We start from the raw sequence: 16,632 nt of genomic DNA, 5'->3' as shown, positions 1-16,632 counted from the left end.
CTATTTGGGACATTTTTGATTAATAAAAAGGGGCAAAAAAGGGGCAACAAGTTACAGTTTTTCTATATCTTCTTTCAATTTTTCTTTTACTCCCTTTGTCACATGCAAATAAATCTTTTCAGTGATATCACTATTTTCGTGCCCAACGCGATCCTGAATAGCATACAGAGGAGTTCCTAGTTCCGCTAATTTTGAAATATGGGTATGTCTAAAAATATGTGAACTAAGTTTTTTATCAATCTTCATGTCAGCTTTATGATTTCTCAAATAGGTGTTAATTGCTGTTAGTTGGAAAGGAGTTCCTTTCGTTGTTTGAAATAGAAATTGACCATTCGGATTTAATTCTAGAAGCTCATTGTAAATAGCTATCGCTTTTTTTGGTAAATCAATTTCTCGCATTCCAGCAGCAGTTTTTGTAGAATCAGATTTTTTCATATCAGCTATTGAACGTTCTCTATACATCATCGTCCCATTTATAACTACTGATGCATTATTATTGGTAATGTGTACATCGTCTTTACTTAATGCGATTGCTTCTCCAGGCCTCATTCCAGTCAAATATAGCCACTGGAAAAGGAGAGAGTATCTTTTATTGTGTGAAGTTGTGAAATTTACTAGTCTTTTATATTCATCATCTTCTAAAAACTTATCTTTAATTTTTATCGTTTTTGACTCTCGTTTATAATCAATAACTACTTCGTTGATAGGATTTTTTTCTACATAGCCTTTTTTCATAGCGTATGAAAAAAGAAGATTCAATTTGGATTTAATTACACTGACGTACTTATTTGACAAGTCATCTTTATATATCATATCTTCAAAAATATTATTTAAATCTACTGTATTAATACCAGAAACGATGTAAGTCTCAGGTATCTTTTTCTTTATAGTGTTTAAGATATTATTCGTAGGATAATATGTAGACTCCTTAACTTGTCTTTTGTAAATAACTAACCATTCTTCGACAAGCTCATGAAATGTTAGATCAGGCTTCTGAAGTGTTTTTTCGTTTAATTTTATATCAATTTTTTTATTTAACTCTAGCAATGCCACTTTCTGAGTTTCTCGAGATTTATTTTTATAAGTAATGCTCACTTTTTTTCTTTTTCTAGTTTTTGGATCAATATATCGCTCATTATATTTATATACTTTTTTTCCGTTTTTATCAGTTTTGGTTTCAATCCACATTGTTTTCATCTCCTATTTGTTGCTATAATAGGAATGGATAAGTAAGCCAATTATAGCAGGTTTATTTTTCATCACGTCCACAAACTTTGGCGAGGGAGGGGGCGTGTTTTTTTGTTTAGTAGCTACCTTTCCATGAAGTATCTGCGAAGAACACTTCAAATGTTGTTCCATCATTTTTCACTTCAAAATATGCTGTTCCTTGTGCGGATTTACCCGGTTGGATGGTTTCCGAAAAGTAATCTCTACTAGCTAAATCAGATTTAATATCTGATGAATCATAAAATTCTAAATAACTTGAACTTGCATCAAAAGGTGTAGTCCCTGTGTTTTCTACAAGAAAATCTACCTTTGCGTAAAATAGGCCTTCTGGTTTATAGAAATCATCACCGTAATCTTTTGATACAGACTGGACAGTTACGTTAATAGAGTTACCATTTTCAGAAGTAAAAGGAACTGCTTCTCCTATACTATGTGCAACTGATGCCGTCTGGGGTTCTGAAGACGAAGTTGTAGTTGTAGTTGTAGTAGAGCTTGAATCTTTGGATTTTCCATCTTTATCTAAGAAAGTTCGTTGATTATAATATACAACCTGTTCAGTTTTTGGACTAACCCAAATTAACATTGTTTCATCATCAGAATCAGTTGAATAAGTATATTGGAGCATCTCTAATTTTTTTATATCTTTTGCACTATTTCCATGTTCAATTAATTCAGAGTGCTCTTTATAATAATCTCCTTGTGCATCCTTTGAAATAGATACAATTAATTCATCCCGTGTGATAGCATTGTCTAATTCTTTGTAAACAAAATCATTTGTCCATTTACGTAACGGTGAACCAAGTGTCTGATAAACTTGAGTTAAATCATCACCAACTTTTATTTTATGAACGTCTGATGAAGTTAGTTTTTTTGTTTCATATTCAGATGTTGATGAAACAGTATTTTCTTTAGTGCTAGCAGAATTAGGACTAGTGGAGCATCCGCTTAATACCAAGCCTAAAAAAAGCAACCCAAAAACAATTTTTTTCATTTTTAATTCCTCACTTCTATGATATGATTTTTTTGTAGTATCTTAGAAATAAGGTTTTTAGTCCGTGTTGCAGCACGGACTTTTTTTACATTATATAAGAAAGCGATAAGCGCTTTCTGGAAGTCCGTAAAGATTCTTTAATTCCTCAATTCGTTTAGGATATTGATCATTGTCTTCTTTGTATAGAGAAACAATGAGATTAGCAGCAAAGCAATTAGCTTCGCTTTCAGATTTGCTTCTAGATGTTCTTGTTGATACATAGTAACTGGATAAGCCACGATGAAAAATAGCGTGACCTAATTCGTGAGCGCAAATGTAGAATCTTTCCTCAGAGTCTCTCAGTTCATCATTTAAGAAGATTATTGCACGACCTCTAATTTCTTGAAACTGTCCTTTGGGATTCTCGATAAAAGGAACGTATTGAATTTTAATGCCCATCTTTTCACAAATATAAAAAGGATTAGCGGACTGGTATTTCCGCTTCAACTCCTCGACTAAATTAATCGTATCCATCTCCATAAGCTCACATCTTTTTGCCTTTTTCTTTGTCTTCTTTCACAATATCCCAGAAGGTTCCAATAAGGATATCTTTTACGCGTTGGACCTGTTCAGGCGTCAGTGTTTCTCCGCCATAAGACATATTGACATTTGAATCTAGTAATTTATCAAGTTCAACTACTTCATCTTTTGTTGCCCAGTCAGGAACTTGGTTTCTACCGAGTAAATAATCAGTAGTTACATTAAAATAATCTGCTACAAGTTGTAGTCTTTTAGTACTAGGAGTTCTATTTTTCCATTGATAAATCGTGTTTTTAGGTATATTTAATTCTTCTTCCAATTGAGTTATACTTATGCCTCTTTTATGAGCTAATTCCTTTATTCTATCTAGTAAATTCATTTTCGCACCTCACAAGCTACGAAAACACTAATAAAAAAATTAGTTAAAGGTGTTGACAACTAATAAAAGTGTTAGTATACTGTTTTCGTAAGCTAAAATATTAGCTAAAAAGACTTGATAACTAATAAACACTTCACGGTCGGCAAACTCTGAAATGTAAATTACTAGGCATTTCTGTGTCTTATTTAGCTATGTCTATATACTAATAAAAATATTAGTTATTGTCAACGAATATTAGCTAATTTTTTAGCTTACAGATTATTTTTTTAGAAAGGAGCTATTTTTATGTCTGAGAATTTAGACTTAAAAATTCGAGCGGAGATGAGAAAAAGAAGAATGACTTTCAAAGAACTAGCTGCGCTTATCGGTATTTCAGGAGCTTATTTATCAGATATTCTAAACGGCAATCGTGATGGAAAGAAAGCACAACAGCATATCGAAACAGTGAAAAAAATATTGGACATCCGATAGGGGGGTAGGCGATGACAAAACTAAAAAAACAAGATTTTGTAAAAAAATACAATTATTCTCCATCTACTTATCAACGTCGAATGTCGGAACTAAAAAATACAGCAATTTTCTCAGCGGCGTATGAACGGGTCACAGGACAAGAAGTTTGGATCAATACAGAATTATACGATAAATTTTTGTCTTTCAAATCCTATAACAGGTTACGCACAAGAAAGGTAACACCTAAAGAATTTATCGAGAAGCATTTAGTTGATTTATAAAAAACAGAACATTTTGAGAGGTGAAGGTTAATGGGTAAATTCAACAGAGCATTGGTATTCAGCGCACCGCTAATCATCTACGCTTTAGGACTTTGGGGAAGCAAACAAGCGTTGATAGGAACGATTGTTTACATGGTCTGGATTTTTATGGGGCTTGATGAAGCTGAGTACAGAGCGAAAAAGCCAGTCGGGAGGGACTGACTAATGAAAAAAAGTTTAATGACTATAAACGAAAAACAATTGAAAGAAAATTTTAATGATCTCATCAAAGAATTTGTAAAAGAAACTGGAGAATTTCCTAATCAAATTCATCTAGTTGCGGAGGGGCATAGCCGGTATCAAGCTGTGAAATTTGAGATGAAGAAACAAATCTATTGAATTTAGTAATGCACCATCATAATAGGTTTGTTGTCAGGTAATATAGCACGTTAGTTATTTGGTTTGATAAAACGTAGTAAACAACCTAAAAGAAAAGCAATTATTAACGTATTTGAGGGGTCGTCTGAAGTAACATTTACAAAAATAGCAGATACCACAAGGCTTAATAAATCTGAAGCAATTTCCTCAGCATACCACATTTTATCTTTGTAGAAAGCAGGTGAATCTTGTTGTTTTTCAGATGGTTCATTAGTTATATCTTTGTTCTTGGCTGTATTTATTTCTTCAAAAAGCTTTATAGAGTCATCAAGGACTTTCCTTTGCTCATTAAGGATATCAAAAAACTTAGCCTCGAACTCATCAGATGGATTGGAAGTGTCTTTAAAAAGTAGATTTTTTGTACTAACTTCCGGTTCGGAAGCAAATGCTTTTTCTAATTCTTGGGTAGCGACACCTACTCTGAAGTCATACTTAGACATGTCAACGACGAATTTTTCTGTGATTTTAGAGATATCAGAAAAATAAGGTTTTGGCATAGTAGCTGCCATTTTTTTAGCAATATTAAAACTTGGAGAGTCTAATTGTTTCTGTATTGCGAAAACAGAAGGAGGAATCATATTAGCAATAGATTTGTTACGTTTCTCAACAATTTGAATGAAAGGATCGTTGAGTGTTGCTCGCGAAGCTATAAGAGCATCTTGCCTTGCAATTATTCTTTTAGCTTGTTCTAACGCAGGCTCAATAGCGTTAACAACGTTTAGAGAAGGAGCAATGATTTCACCAATTAATTTTGAAGAAGCTATCAATTCTTGAGAGTAAGGAGTATCTGAAATATCCAATTATATACACCACCATTTTTTACCTAAATTATATCAAAAGGAGAGAAGAAAAAATGCAAGAATTAGTAATTTTGAAAAATAAAGAAGCTGTGACTACGAGCTTGCAAGTGGCAGAAAGTTTTGAAAAAGAACACAAAAATGTTTTGAGAGATATTGAAAAGTTAAAAGAAGATGTGCTCAATTTTGAGCAGATGTTTGTGGAAGGTAATGAACCAGATTCATACGGCAGAAATCGACGAGTTTTTTTCATTAGTAGAGATGGTTTTTTCTTGTTGGCTATGGGTTTTACAGGAAAGAAAGCTATTTACTTCAAACAAAAATACATTGAAGCATTCAACGAAATGGAAGATGTTATTCGCAAGAATACTGTTCCTCAAACAATTGAAGACATGATGATCTACCAACTAGAAGAAATGAAAGATGTAAAAAAAGATGTCTCAATGCTTAAAGATACTATGCGAATTAGCGGACAACAAGAGTTTGAAATTAAGCAAAAAGGAAATATGAAAGTTATGGAAGTTATAGGTGGTAAAGAAAGCCGAGCTTATGAAGAAATCAGCAAAAAAGTATTCTCAAAATTTTGGTCTGAATTTAAACGTACCTTTTCAATCCCAAGATATGGCGAGTTACCTCGTAAGAGATTCGATGATGCTGTTTCATTTATTGAAATGTGGTTGCCAGAAACTGCGATCCGCATGGAAATCGATCAACTGAACAGACAACAAAGACTTTTTGGTGATGAAAATGAATAGAGCTGAAGCGCTAAAAATCGGTAAAGTGATGGCTGATAATTGGTGGGCAAATAGTCGCCCTATTATTTTAAGCCAACAACACATCGAAAATCAAAAAGCATGGCAACAAATAAAAAAGTGACTCCGCCGACAAGCATAGAGTCACAAAGAAAATACATCTAAGGAGATGTTACCACATGGAAAAAGAACTTTCCACTCTAGATCAATATTTGACTGATCCTAGTTGGGGCAAATCGAATATCAAGGAAACAAATAATCGAAAAATCAGACGTAATCTTTTGACGGATGAAGAACTAGTCTGTGATCAAGATGATTTGGGGAATTTTGTGAGTATTTGGGATCATGTCTATCTTATTCATCTATCGAAGCGGTCCAGAAAACCTGAATACATCTATGTCATCGAAGATGGCTTGATTGATGCACTAGAAGAGTACGACAGAGATAACTTGATTGATATCTCTTATTACGGGGCAGGTAAGAAATACATTGCTGAAATGGAGGCAGAATTTGATGAGTGAAAAGGAACAACCTTTGAAAAATAGAAGTGATAATACGCTTTTTAATAGCTTATACAAAATAAATGTGAAAGGTGTTACTGAAAAACGAAATAACCTCACTTATCTTTCGTGGGCATGGGCTTGGGCAGAAGTGAGCAAAGTGTGTGAGGCGGTAGATTATGAAATCTATCATGATCCAGAAACACATCTGCCGTATATCTTTGATAAGAAAACAGGCTATATGGTTTTTACCAGTATCACAGTCAATGGTATCAAACGTGAAATGTGGTTACCTGTCATGGATGGTGCAAACAAGGCAATGAAAGATGAGCCATATACCTACGAAGTCAATGATTATCAGTGGAATAACGAAACGAAGAAAAAAGAGATTGTTGGAAAAATCGAAAAGCGAGTTGAAGCAGCAACTATGTTTGATATCAACAAAACGATCATGCGCTGTCTTGTAAAAAATCTAGCAATGTTTGGGCTAGGGCTATATATATTTGCTGGCGAAGATATGCCAGAAGATGTCTCAATGCTTGAACCAGCTACTCAAAGAAGCAAAAAGCTATTCTTGGATGCTTTACAACTGGTTGCTAACAAGTACGAAAAATCGATTGATGAAGCAATTGTTGCATTGACTGATGCGGCTTCTATAACCGCTGATGACAGTAAATGGACCAAGAGAGACTTGGGCATTCTAAAACGAGGCGTTAACTGGATTGAAGATCAGTACAGAGAAGAAACAAAAGAGAAGTGATAAATAGTATTGCGCGAGGCGGCGGGAAAAATGGGTTCATGTCAGCAAGAGACTCATTTTTTATTAGCCCTCTCTACGGTGTCAGAAATTATGATGTAACGATTACAGCGAATTCTGAGAAGCAGGGAAAGGTATCTTTTAAAGAAGTTTATGAAATGGTACAAATGCGCAAACTGGAAAAACAATTTTATTTGACTAAGATGGCTATAGTCAACAATGTAACTAATTCGATTTTTAGTTATAGGACAAACAATCCTAAGACTATGGATAGTGCAAGAGATGGCTGCTTAGAATTTGATGAAATCCATCAGTTTGAATCTTCAGACCTAGTTGATATTCAGCGTAGTGGGCTAGGGAAAATAAAACATCCTCGAACTTTTTATAATGGTACAAATGGTCATGTTAGAGAAGGTTTTTATGACAAAATGTTGGAACGAGCACAAAAGATTTTTAGTGGAGAGAACAAGAATGATCGCTTGTTTCCCTTTATTTGTAAACTGGATAACATTGATGAAATGGATAATCCTAAAATGTGGTCAAAGGCTAATCCAATGTTCGAAGAAGATTCAGCATATTCAAAACGTCTGTTTTCTACAGTGATGAAAGAATATAAAAAACTAGAAGATGAGCCATCAGGTAGGCGTGAATTTGTTGTTAAACGAATGAATTTTACAGAAGGTGATGCAGAATCAGATATTACGACTCATGAAAAATTAATGGCTACTAAACAAGAATTGCCAAATTTGAATGGTCGTTCTTGTGTGGCTGGATTTGATTATGCAAGTATTCGTGATTTTGCAACAGTGGGTTTGCTTTTTAAAATTGATGATAAATTTATCTGGCAGCAACATAGTTTTGCTAGGAAAAAGTTTCTAGATACATTCAAACTGAAAGCGCCTATTAAGGATTGGGAGAAAAAAGGTTTAGTGACAATCGTTGATGAGCCATCAATTGATCCTCGTCATTTAATTGATTGGTTAAATGAAAAAAGAAAAATCCATCAAATAGAAATCGTTTGTGCCGACGGATTTCGTATGGATTTGCTGAAACCTCTTCTAGAGAAAGAATCATATAATTTTGAGTTTATCAGAAATATAAGAGGTGTGCAGTCAAAAGTTGCTCCTATTATTGAAGATGGTTTTGCAAATGAACGGTTTATTTTTGGTGATGATCCTATGATGCGTTGGTATACAAATAATTCGTTTATCAAAGAAGACAAATTAGGGAATAAAACATTTTTGAAAAAAGAGCCAGTAAGGCGTAAAACAGATGGGTTTCATGCTTTTTTGGCAGCTTTATATAAACGAGAAGAAATAACTGATATGGATTATGAGGAAGCATTTGATATGTTGGATGAGATTGAATTTTAAGGTATACTCCTTATTGAAAGGGGTAGTTATAGAAGTGAAAAAGAGATATTTTCTATTTGTTACAATATTTATAATAATAGCAATTTGTGTTTTGACAGTATTTTTACCACAAATTACTGAGTATTTAAATTATCGGATATTTACCACAAAAGTAGATGATAGCGTTACTAGTTTAAGTAGGCTAGAATTTATAAAAATATGTGCATCTGTGTTTGGTCCTATTTTGACTGTAATGGTATTTGTGAATACTTTAAATATGCAGAAAAAAACAGAGCAAAAGCAAAATGAGCTTGAAGTAAAGCAAGCTAAGGCTGAGAACGAGAGAGCAAAAAAAGAGCTGTTAACACAGATAGATCGTGAGTTCTATTTTTTATTAAATATGTTTATTGAAATACAAAAAGATCAAAATGCCAAACAAGCTGTTATTGCTTTACAGAAGTTGGCAATTTTTAACGAAAAGGGTTTTAATCAAGACTATGCATTTACTTCTAAAGATTTATCAGATAGTGAAATTGGGAGTACAATTGAACAATCAGGACCGCTGAAGGGCACAGTTGAATATATAAAATTTGAAACATTTGATGTAAGCAAGTCGATGGGGAATTATCAAACAAAAACAAAAGACGTTGCTACAAGTTTACACGATCAGAAAGTAGCTATATTGAATGAACAATATGAAAAGATGCAAATATATCTTGGACGGTACTTCAAAATGTTTCACCGAATAGTTAAAACATTAAATGAGTATTATGACGATTATAATGATTTTGATGTGAAGAGGTATACAAAATATATAGGGACATTAAGAACACAAATTTCTCCAGCTGAATTCCAAGTGATTTTATTCAATTCTCTATATATAAAACGAGGTTTTGGCTTAGGAATTCAACTTATTGGAAGTGGTTTTTTTGGAGATGATTTTGATTTTGAAACTAATCAACATTTTGAAACAAGTATCAATGAACAGTGGTTTCTATCACTATCAACTGTTGACAGTGATAACTCTATAAAGCGACAAAAATTATCTGAATATATTAAAGAATTAGGATCCGTAGAATATAAAAAAATAGCTAATTTTGAAAGTTTATATAAACTCTTTAATGAAACTAAGCTCTAGAAATAGGGCTTTTTTATTTTTCTTTGAAAGGTGGTGAAAACATGTGAGCTTATTTGATATCTTTAAGCAGTCAATAAGAAATGAAGAGCCTTCTGAGTGGATACCGGATTTTGTATATGGAGAGGAAGTATCTGCTCGGGCATACCTCAAAATTATGGCAAAAAATACTGTTTTAGATTTTGTTGCAAGAACTATGTCAACGTTAGAAGTTAAGTTTAAAAATAAAGATGGGACATCAGACTGGGATTATATTCTAAATGTTCGACCTAATTCTGATATGTCAGCAGCTACATTTTGGCAAAAATTTTTTTATCGGCTCTTAGATGACAACGAAGTGTTAGTAATATTTACAGATGATAATCAATTGCTGATTGCTGATGATTTTAGTCGAACGGAGTATGCCGTGTATGATGATGTTTTTACAAATGTGATGGTAAAAAATTTTGTCTTTGAACGTTCATGGAACATGTCTGACGTCATTTATATGGAATATAATAACGAAGAATTAGAAAGGTTTACACGAGGTTTATTTGAAGATTACGCCGCGTTGTTCGGACGGATTCTAGAAGTTGCAATGCGTAACAACCAAATTCGTGGGTCTGTATCCATTGATTCAACGGGAACGGCGAATGATGAAAAAGGAAAAGATGGTAAGACTAGATCTCAAAGATTACAAGAATATATTGATAGGATTTGGAACTCTTTTAAAACTAACTCAGTTGCAATTGTTCCCAAAGTGAAAGGCTTTGAGTATGAGGAATACACCAATAAACAAGGCGTATCGAATCAATCGCTAGATGAACTGAATAAGATGAAGTCGTCTTTAATTGATGATGTTGCCAACGCCATAGGAGTACCTACGGCGCTTATTTATGGTGAAAAAGCTGAACTGGATTCAAATATTAAAGCTTTTCGTAAATTGTGTATTGCTCCACTAGTTAAAAAACTTCAAGACGAATTGGTGGCAAAAATAATTAGTCGTCAAGAGTACAAAAACGGGGAACGTATAGAAGTTAAAAAAGTTCTCCAAAAAGATCTATTAGAGTATGCTACTCAAATTGATAAAATAACATCTGGTGGTGCGTTTTATATTGACGAAGTTCGTGATGAAGTTGATTATGATGAGTTGCCAAATAATGAAGGAAAAATTCGTATTCGTACGAAAAACTATGAAGAAACTGTGAAGGGAGGTGAGAACGACAATGCCGAAAGCTAAAAAAGTACCATTTCAGTTTACTAACGAAATTCAGAATGGTAAGCACATTCTCACCTTGAGTGGAAATGTACAGAAAAAATATTGGCGTGATGATGATGTCATAAACGCTAAAGATATTCGTGACTCTCTAGATACTGTAACCGATGATATTGTAATCAAGTTGAACAGCCCAGGCGGTGATGTGTTTGAAGGGATTGAGATTTACAATTATTTAAAAGATCACCCATCAAATATTACTGTAGAAGTTACAGGGCTTGCCGCAAGCGCAGCAACGTTTATTGTCGCTGGTGCCAATGATGTGATTATGAATGTTGGGACTTCTTTGATGATTCATGAAGCTTCTACATTTGCTTGGGGGAATAAACAGGACATCCAAAAAACGTTAAACGCATTGGAAACGATCGATGATTCTATCTTAGCTATTTATTCAGATAAGACTGGCCAATCTGTTGATAAGTTGCGTGAATGGATGAATGAAGAAAAATGGTTTACAGCAGATGAAGCTGTCAAATATGGATTTGCCAATTCTGTGAAGCGTGAAGAACCACAAAATGAACCTCAAAATATTGCAGCGATGATTCAAGATGCTGTTGCCGTTGCAATAGCGAATTTAAAGGAACCTGTTACTAATAAAATCGAACAAGAATCAAAACAAAAATCATTAATCGCACGATTGCGAAAAGGAGAATAAAGATATGTTAAAAATTACAGATAAAACTGCAGATGCAAAAAAGGCATTTAATGCTATTTCTTCGAAAGAAGATGCAACACCCGAACAAATTAATGCTGCTCTAGAAGAATATGTAACCGCCATTGCAGAAGATGCCGGCAAACAGGTGCGTGCTGAATATGAAGAATTGAAAAATGTGACGGACAACCGTGTATTAGAGGCTCGTGGAATTCCTACACTAACAGCAGAAGAAACAAAGTTTTATAATGAAGCCGTAAAATCTGGAGGTTTCGATTCTGACGTAGTTTGGCCAGAAACGATTTTGGAACGTGTTTTTGAAAATCTTCAAAACGATCATCCTATTTTAGGCCTCATTAACTTTACACCAACTGTAGGTCGTGTCAAAGTAATTAGAGCACGTCGTAAAGGTGTTGCTGTTTTTGGACCATTGCATAAAGACCTTGAAGGCCAACTAGATGCTGAATTTGGTGCAACTGAATTTGTTCAACTTGCGTTGACCGCATTTTTCTTAATTTCTAATGATACCTTAGATTTAGGACCACGATGGATTGACCGTTTTATCAATCTTTCTTTAAGTGAAGCAGTACGTGATGTTTGGGCTAAAAAAATTATTACAGGTTCTGGTAAAGATGAGCCAATTGGATTGCTTAAAGATCTAGATGGTGCGGTCACAAGTGGTGTATATCCAGATAAAGCTAGCGCAGGGACATTAACTTTTGCGAAAGAGAAGATTGTTCTTGAACTTGCAGGGGTGATGAAAAAATTATCTAAATACACATACAAAGTAGATGGTGACGATGAAGGTGAAGTGAAATACCGTTCTGTTGCTGGACGAGTGTATCTAATTGTTAATCCTGTTGATTACTGGGATATCGTAGCTAGAGTTACATTTGCAAATTTAAACAATGTGTATGGGACTACGATGCCATTTATCGCTGTTGATCATATCATCGAATCTGTAGACGTACCAGAAAGTAAATGTATTGCATACGTTGATAAAGAGTATGAAGCTACTCAATCAAGAGCTGAAAAAGTCTATGTATATAAAGAAACTTTTGCAATGAAACGCGCAACTTTGTATGCTGTCGACATGCTTGGTAATGGCTATCCAACAAATAATGATGCAGCACAAGTATATGACTTGGACTTTACAGCGGGGGAGTAATGTCCCCTGCAATTGGTGAGATAACACCGACGACTGATGGGGCAGTCATTAATCTTTCGTAAATGGGGTTAGAGTATGAACACTGAAGAATTTATAAAAGAATATAAGGCCCGATTTCGTATTTTCCATACTTCCGAAGATGAGGATATCGGGAAACAGTTAGAGAGCGGGTTTGCCGATATAAAATCTCTAATCGGCAGTTTTGATCCTTCCACTTATGAGAAAGGAAAAGAATTAGTTTATGAACGTACTCGGTATCTACGGAACGAATCACTAGAGTACTTTTACGACAATTTTCAAACAATGATTATGGATGCATCAATTGATCTGGCAGGTGCTGGATATGCCAATTAAATCAAATTATAAGAAGCCTAAAATTGTAGCTGGTGATCTAAATACGCCAGTTACTTTTTTTGAGTTTCAACCTAATAAGGGTCCAGAACCTGGTGATGAAGAAAAAAAGGAACTGTATTTTTGTACAGCACTAGTTTACAACCCATCAATGAAAGATCGTGACATTCTTGGCACAAAAGAAGGCGTTACGATAAAAATACGGGATCCCCATCAATCTTATATTCCTACTAACAAACATAAAGTAAGGATATTAGATTATCGATATGGAGATAAAGTTTGGGAAATAATCGATGTCTCACCGGATTTGGAAGAAAATTCAATTGTAAAGATAGTATTAGAATTAATTACTTAAATTTGGTGATAAATGATGAGTAACGTAAAGTTTGAAGGCGTTCAAGAAACAATCCAAGCTTTAGAAAAAAAGTATGGAGAAAAGAAAACTAAGACATTAACAAAAAAAGCAATCAATGTTGGCGCTGAAAAAGTAGAAAAACAGTTGCAAACGGACATGACCGTTTTTAAAGACAAAGGTTATACGATCGCTGAGGTTGTTCGCAAGAACGCTACGTATAGAGATTACAAGGCAGAAGCTGAAATCGGTTGGAATGGTCCACATCAACGATATAGAATCATTCATTTGAATGAATGGGGATATACACGAAAGGGCAAACAAATTAGACCGAGAGGATTTGGTGTAATAACAAAATCTCTTAAGAATTCCGAGCTGTTGTACTTTGATGCTGTAGGAGAGGAGGTTAAAAAGAGTTTATGAAAGATATGCTTAATATCATTTACGAGGCTCTTTGTTTGAATGAGTATATTCATTCAATGACCTACAACGAGAATACCGAGCAATATCGTATTAAATTTTATGAGCAACCTGAAACCGCCGATAAAACAGGTCCAATGATCACAATTCGTCCTGTAGATACACCTAACGAAGCGTACCACGGAAGTAACAAAGAGCTTTCTGTGGAGCATATGATACAGATTGACGTTGAATCGAAATATAGAGCAACATGCAAGCAGATTCAATATGAGATAAAAAAAGAGATGAAAAAACTAGGCTTTGGCCAAATTTCCGGTCAAGGGTTAGATGAATACTTTACTGAAACAAACCGCTTTGTAGACGCGCGTCGTTACGAAGGAAATACAAAAATTTACGATACCGAATATTAGAAATTAAGACACGAAAATAACGTGTCTTTTTTTATTACCCAAAATTAGGAGGAAAATTTTATGACTTTAGTAGGATTCAAAAAAATGACAATCGGGGTCTTTGACAGCACAGGGAAGATTCCAGCAGCAAATTTATATGTAATTGAAGGTGAACAAAACAAAGGGGCGACTGTATCTGCTGAAATCAGTGGGCTATCAAAAGAACCATCAAAAGTTTACGGATCGAACATCGCTTACTATGTCTCTCAAAAAGGAACAGGCGATGTTTCAGCTACTTTTGGATTGTTAGATTTACCAACAGAAGTAAATGACAAAATTCTTGGTTACAAAACCGATACAAACAAAATCAGCTTCTTGGGAGAAGATACTGAGCCACCATATTGTGCAATTTTGATGGAATCGGAGGATTTGAACGGCGATACAGCAATGGTTAACTAATCTAATGAATGGTTGGAACTCAGCGGTTCCTCAATATATGAATAGTGAAATGGTTTTTATTACAAACTATCTCAATGCGCTAAAACTTCAAAACAATCCTAATTATACGCAAGGAGCAACATGGAATAAGAACTTACTGAATGGATGGAATAGTTTAACTGGGACCTTTATTGCTACAATCAATTCATTTTGTAATCAAGCAATGGTCACGCTTAGAAACTACAACACTCCTATGTACAACAATGGCCGAACGTGGCAGCAAAATAATCTTAATGGTTGGAATTCATTGTATGGATCATTCATAGCCCGTGTAAATCAGCTTGGTAACGATTCGATTAACAACCTTCGTTCTAAAAGTGGTGGTTTTTACAATGCAGGGACATTCTTGTTGCAATCTTTAATAAACGGAATGAATTCGTTAGGTAATTCTCTTTCTACTACAATGAACAATGTCGCTAATACAATGGTTGGTGGTATAGGCAAAGGAGTTAATGGCGTCATATCGGGAGTTAACTATGTGCTTAAGGAAGTCGAATCAAGTAAGAATATCGGAAACTGGCCAATTCCACAATACGCTAAGGGAACTGATGGACATCCCGGTGGACTTGCTATGATTAATGATCAAAAAGGCCTAGTTCACGAAGAATATGTTCAGATGCCAGATGGACGTAGTTTTATTGCCAAAGGTAGAGATCTTCTTGTTAATTTGCCTAAAGGTGCTCAGGTCTTAAATGCTTCTTTAACAAAGAAATTAAAGGAACGTTTAAATATTCCACACTACGAAAAAGGTATTGGCAATTTAGATATTGTTGATTTGTTAGATGATGAAAAAAGAATGTTAGAATTCTTAACTAGCAAAGTTGATTTTTCAGGCATTAATGAACCATGGCTTGATATGACTAAATCAGGAACGTCATTAATGTCCAAAGCTGCAAATACAATGCTTCAATCAAAATTAAGTGAATTCTTCACTCATGGCAATTTTGATGGTGCAGTAAATGCCAATGGTGTTTATCAATATTTAGTTGATGTGGCACAGAAAGTAATGGGTAAGTTCCCCGGACTTACAGTAACTTCTGGATATCGAGCAGGAGATGCCTACTATCACGGAAAACGGCAAGCTATCGACTTGGCTTATCCAGGTATTTCTGGAGATCCGAGATATACAGCAGCAGCAAATTACGCTTTTGAAAAATTCCCTTCAAAAATTGCGTATGTCATTACGAATGGACGTGTACGTGACCGCATGGGATTATCTGGAACAAGGTCAAGCGGACAATGGACGAATTGGCCAGATGGCGATCACTTCGATCATATTCATTTAAACGGTTCGATGGGGTCTGGCGATATATTCAATGGAGGAGTTGGAGGAAGTGGTGTTGCACGCTGGCGTTCTTATGTGTCTAAAGCATTGAAAATGAATGGATTACCAGCTACAGCAGCGTATATAAATGCCTGGATGTCCCAAATCCAAACGGAATCTGGTGGTAATGAGAAAGCAATCGGCGGCAATGATGGGCTCGCCGAAGGCAATGCAACAGGATTACTTCAAACGAAACCCGGAACTTTTGCAGCTAACGCTTTTCCTGGTCACGGAAATATTATGAACGGATTTGATAACATGTTAGCAGCAATCAATTATGCTAAGAAACGTTACGGAGTTGCAGGTATGTTGCAAGTTATCGGGAAAGGACATGGATATGCCAATGGCGGCTTGATTACCAAAGACGGACTATATCGAGCAGGAGAAGGAAATAAACCAGAAATGGTTATTCCATTGACAAGAAAAACAAGAGCTATCGAACTTATGGGTCAAGCATTAGCCTTCCTTTCTGGAAGCAATAAAAAAGAAACGAAAAGTGAGATTAATTCTGTAGATAATAGACATATCCTACAAGCGATAGAAAAACAGTCTCGTATGACAAATGATCTGCTATCATTATTACTCTCGTTTTTTAAAAGTAACAATCGATCAGATAAAGAACTAGCTTTAGATATTCAGAAAATTTTAATCAGGAGGACATAGTAT

At 34.9% G+C, this 16,632-nt stretch carries 22 protein-coding genes and 2 pseudogenes; 19 read left to right on the top strand and 5 right to left on the bottom strand.

The genetic code is table 11. The features are described from left to right. Positions 1–51: 51 nt before the first annotated feature. The 4 genes from OZZ83_RS10575 to OZZ83_RS10560 form a co-directional block, all read right to left on the bottom strand. On the bottom strand, positions 52–1,188 hold the full coding sequence (locus OZZ83_RS10575) for a tyrosine-type recombinase/integrase (RefSeq protein ID WP_077974390.1): 1,137 nt from the start codon (positions 1,186–1,188) through the stop codon (positions 52–54). 115 nt (positions 1,189–1,303) lie between these two features. Continuing rightward, entirely contained in the window at positions 1,304–2,218 is a 915-nt protein-coding gene (locus OZZ83_RS10570) for a DUF4352 domain-containing protein (RefSeq protein ID WP_077974389.1), read from the bottom strand. Between the two features lie 90 nt (positions 2,219–2,308). Further along, positions 2,309–2,737, bottom strand: coding sequence for an ImmA/IrrE family metallo-endopeptidase (locus tag OZZ83_RS10565; RefSeq protein WP_070676686.1), 429 nt, complete (start codon positions 2,735–2,737; stop codon positions 2,309–2,311). Positions 2,738–2,741: 4 nt separating this feature from the next. Further along, on the bottom strand, positions 2,742–3,116 hold the full coding sequence (locus OZZ83_RS10560) for a helix-turn-helix domain-containing protein (RefSeq protein WP_002337457.1): 375 nt from the start codon (positions 3,114–3,116) through the stop codon (positions 2,742–2,744). A gap of 285 nt (positions 3,117–3,401) precedes the next feature. On the opposite strand from OZZ83_RS10560, the gene OZZ83_RS10555 reads away from it, so the two are divergent. Genes OZZ83_RS10555 through OZZ83_RS10540 form a run of 4 tightly spaced genes read left to right on the top strand, consistent with a single transcriptional unit; the run spans position 3,402 to position 4,225 of the window. Further along, a complete protein-coding gene (locus OZZ83_RS10555; protein ID WP_002315391.1) occupies positions 3,402–3,587 on the top strand; it encodes a helix-turn-helix domain-containing protein in 186 nt (61 codons plus the stop codon). Positions 3,588–3,598: 11 nt separating this feature from the next. Continuing rightward, positions 3,599–3,847, top strand: coding sequence for a hypothetical protein (locus OZZ83_RS10550; RefSeq protein WP_002325021.1), 249 nt, complete (start codon positions 3,599–3,601; stop codon positions 3,845–3,847). A 30-nt stretch (positions 3,848–3,877) separates the two neighbouring features. Then, positions 3,878–4,048: a hypothetical protein gene (locus tag OZZ83_RS10545; RefSeq protein WP_002351656.1), complete on the top strand. Its 171-nt coding sequence runs from the start codon at positions 3,878–3,880 to the stop codon at positions 4,046–4,048. 3 nt (positions 4,049–4,051) lie between these two features. After that, positions 4,052–4,225 (top strand): hypothetical protein, encoded by a 174-nt coding sequence (locus OZZ83_RS10540; protein WP_159086156.1) that lies wholly within the window; start codon positions 4,052–4,054, stop codon positions 4,223–4,225. 50 nt (positions 4,226–4,275) lie between these two features. On the opposite strand, the gene OZZ83_RS10535 is transcribed toward OZZ83_RS10540, so the two are convergent. After that, positions 4,276–5,064, bottom strand: coding sequence for a hypothetical protein (locus OZZ83_RS10535; protein WP_045136053.1), 789 nt, complete (start codon positions 5,062–5,064; stop codon positions 4,276–4,278). 53 nt (positions 5,065–5,117) lie between these two features. Here OZZ83_RS10535 and OZZ83_RS10530 point away from each other — a divergent pair, with 53 nt between their 5' ends. The 15 genes and pseudogenes from OZZ83_RS10530 to OZZ83_RS10460 all read left to right on the top strand — a co-directional run bounded on the left by OZZ83_RS10530 (position 5,118) and on the right by OZZ83_RS10460 (position 16,629). Further along, positions 5,118–5,816 (top strand): Rha family transcriptional regulator, encoded by a 699-nt coding sequence (locus tag OZZ83_RS10530; RefSeq protein ID WP_109023185.1) that lies wholly within the window; start codon positions 5,118–5,120, stop codon positions 5,814–5,816. Beyond that, on the top strand, positions 5,809–5,937 hold the full coding sequence (locus tag OZZ83_RS10525) for a hypothetical protein (protein WP_267896184.1): 129 nt from the start codon (positions 5,809–5,811) through the stop codon (positions 5,935–5,937). The genes OZZ83_RS10530 and OZZ83_RS10525 overlap by 8 nt, the downstream gene beginning before the upstream one ends. Positions 5,938–5,992: 55 nt before the next feature. Then, positions 5,993–6,334 (top strand): hypothetical protein, encoded by a 342-nt coding sequence (locus tag OZZ83_RS10520; RefSeq protein WP_109023184.1) that lies wholly within the window; start codon positions 5,993–5,995, stop codon positions 6,332–6,334. After that, complete coding sequence (locus OZZ83_RS10515) at positions 6,327–7,073, top strand: Sak single strand annealing protein (protein WP_281666643.1); 747 nt, start codon at positions 6,327–6,329, stop codon at positions 7,071–7,073. The genes OZZ83_RS10520 and OZZ83_RS10515 overlap by 8 nt, the downstream gene beginning before the upstream one ends. Next, positions 7,067–8,443: pseudogene (locus OZZ83_RS10510) on the top strand (terminase TerL endonuclease subunit); the annotation flags it as partial. The gene OZZ83_RS10515 and the pseudogene OZZ83_RS10510, both read left to right, overlap by 7 nt. A 34-nt stretch (positions 8,444–8,477) precedes the next feature. After that, positions 8,478–9,560, top strand: a complete 1,083-nt coding sequence (locus OZZ83_RS10505) for a putative phage abortive infection protein (protein ID WP_158182303.1) — start codon at positions 8,478–8,480, stop codon at positions 9,558–9,560. Positions 9,561–9,603: 43 nt separating this feature from the next. Next, the gene (locus OZZ83_RS10500) at positions 9,604–10,776 is read left to right on the top strand and encodes a phage portal protein (protein WP_073357563.1); all 1,173 of its coding nucleotides are present in this window, start codon (positions 9,604–9,606) and stop codon (positions 10,774–10,776) included. After that, positions 10,763–11,467 carry a head maturation protease, ClpP-related gene (locus OZZ83_RS10495; RefSeq protein WP_002371767.1) on the top strand — a complete coding sequence of 235 codons (705 nt, stop codon included), beginning with the start codon at positions 10,763–10,765 and terminating at the stop codon, positions 11,465–11,467. Before OZZ83_RS10500 ends, OZZ83_RS10495 begins: the two co-directional genes overlap by 14 nt. Before the next feature lie 4 nt (positions 11,468–11,471). After that, positions 11,472–12,632 (top strand): phage major capsid protein, encoded by a 1,161-nt coding sequence (locus OZZ83_RS10490; protein WP_071244203.1) that lies wholly within the window; start codon positions 11,472–11,474, stop codon positions 12,630–12,632. 75 nt (positions 12,633–12,707) lie between these two features. After that, positions 12,708–12,986, top strand: coding sequence for a hypothetical protein (locus OZZ83_RS10485; RefSeq protein ID WP_002371763.1), 279 nt, complete (start codon positions 12,708–12,710; stop codon positions 12,984–12,986). Continuing rightward, complete coding sequence (locus OZZ83_RS10480; RefSeq protein WP_002371762.1) at positions 12,976–13,338, top strand: hypothetical protein; 363 nt, start codon at positions 12,976–12,978, stop codon at positions 13,336–13,338. Before OZZ83_RS10485 ends, OZZ83_RS10480 begins: the two co-directional genes overlap by 11 nt. Before the next feature lie 15 nt (positions 13,339–13,353). Further along, positions 13,354–13,758, top strand: a complete 405-nt coding sequence (locus OZZ83_RS10475) for a hypothetical protein (RefSeq protein WP_073357564.1) — start codon at positions 13,354–13,356, stop codon at positions 13,756–13,758. Next, a complete protein-coding gene (locus OZZ83_RS10470) occupies positions 13,755–14,165 on the top strand; it encodes a hypothetical protein (RefSeq protein WP_077974383.1) in 411 nt (136 codons plus the stop codon). The genes OZZ83_RS10475 and OZZ83_RS10470 overlap by 4 nt, the downstream gene beginning before the upstream one ends. A gap of 60 nt (positions 14,166–14,225) precedes the next feature. Then, a pseudogene (locus tag OZZ83_RS10465) lies at positions 14,226–14,597 on the top strand (major tail protein); the annotation flags it as partial. Between the two features lie 523 nt (positions 14,598–15,120). Beyond that, complete coding sequence (locus OZZ83_RS10460; protein WP_325066061.1) at positions 15,121–16,629, top strand: transglycosylase SLT domain-containing protein; 1,509 nt, start codon at positions 15,121–15,123, stop codon at positions 16,627–16,629. Positions 16,630–16,632 lie beyond the last annotated feature (3 nt).

Origin of the sequence: Enterococcus sp. E5-162 (assembly GCF_035725965.1) — a bacterium.
GTDB classification, from domain to species: Bacteria; Bacillota; Bacilli; order Lactobacillales; family Enterococcaceae; genus Enterococcus_B; species Enterococcus_B lactis.
This window is presented reverse-complemented; position numbering and strand designations above follow the sequence as displayed.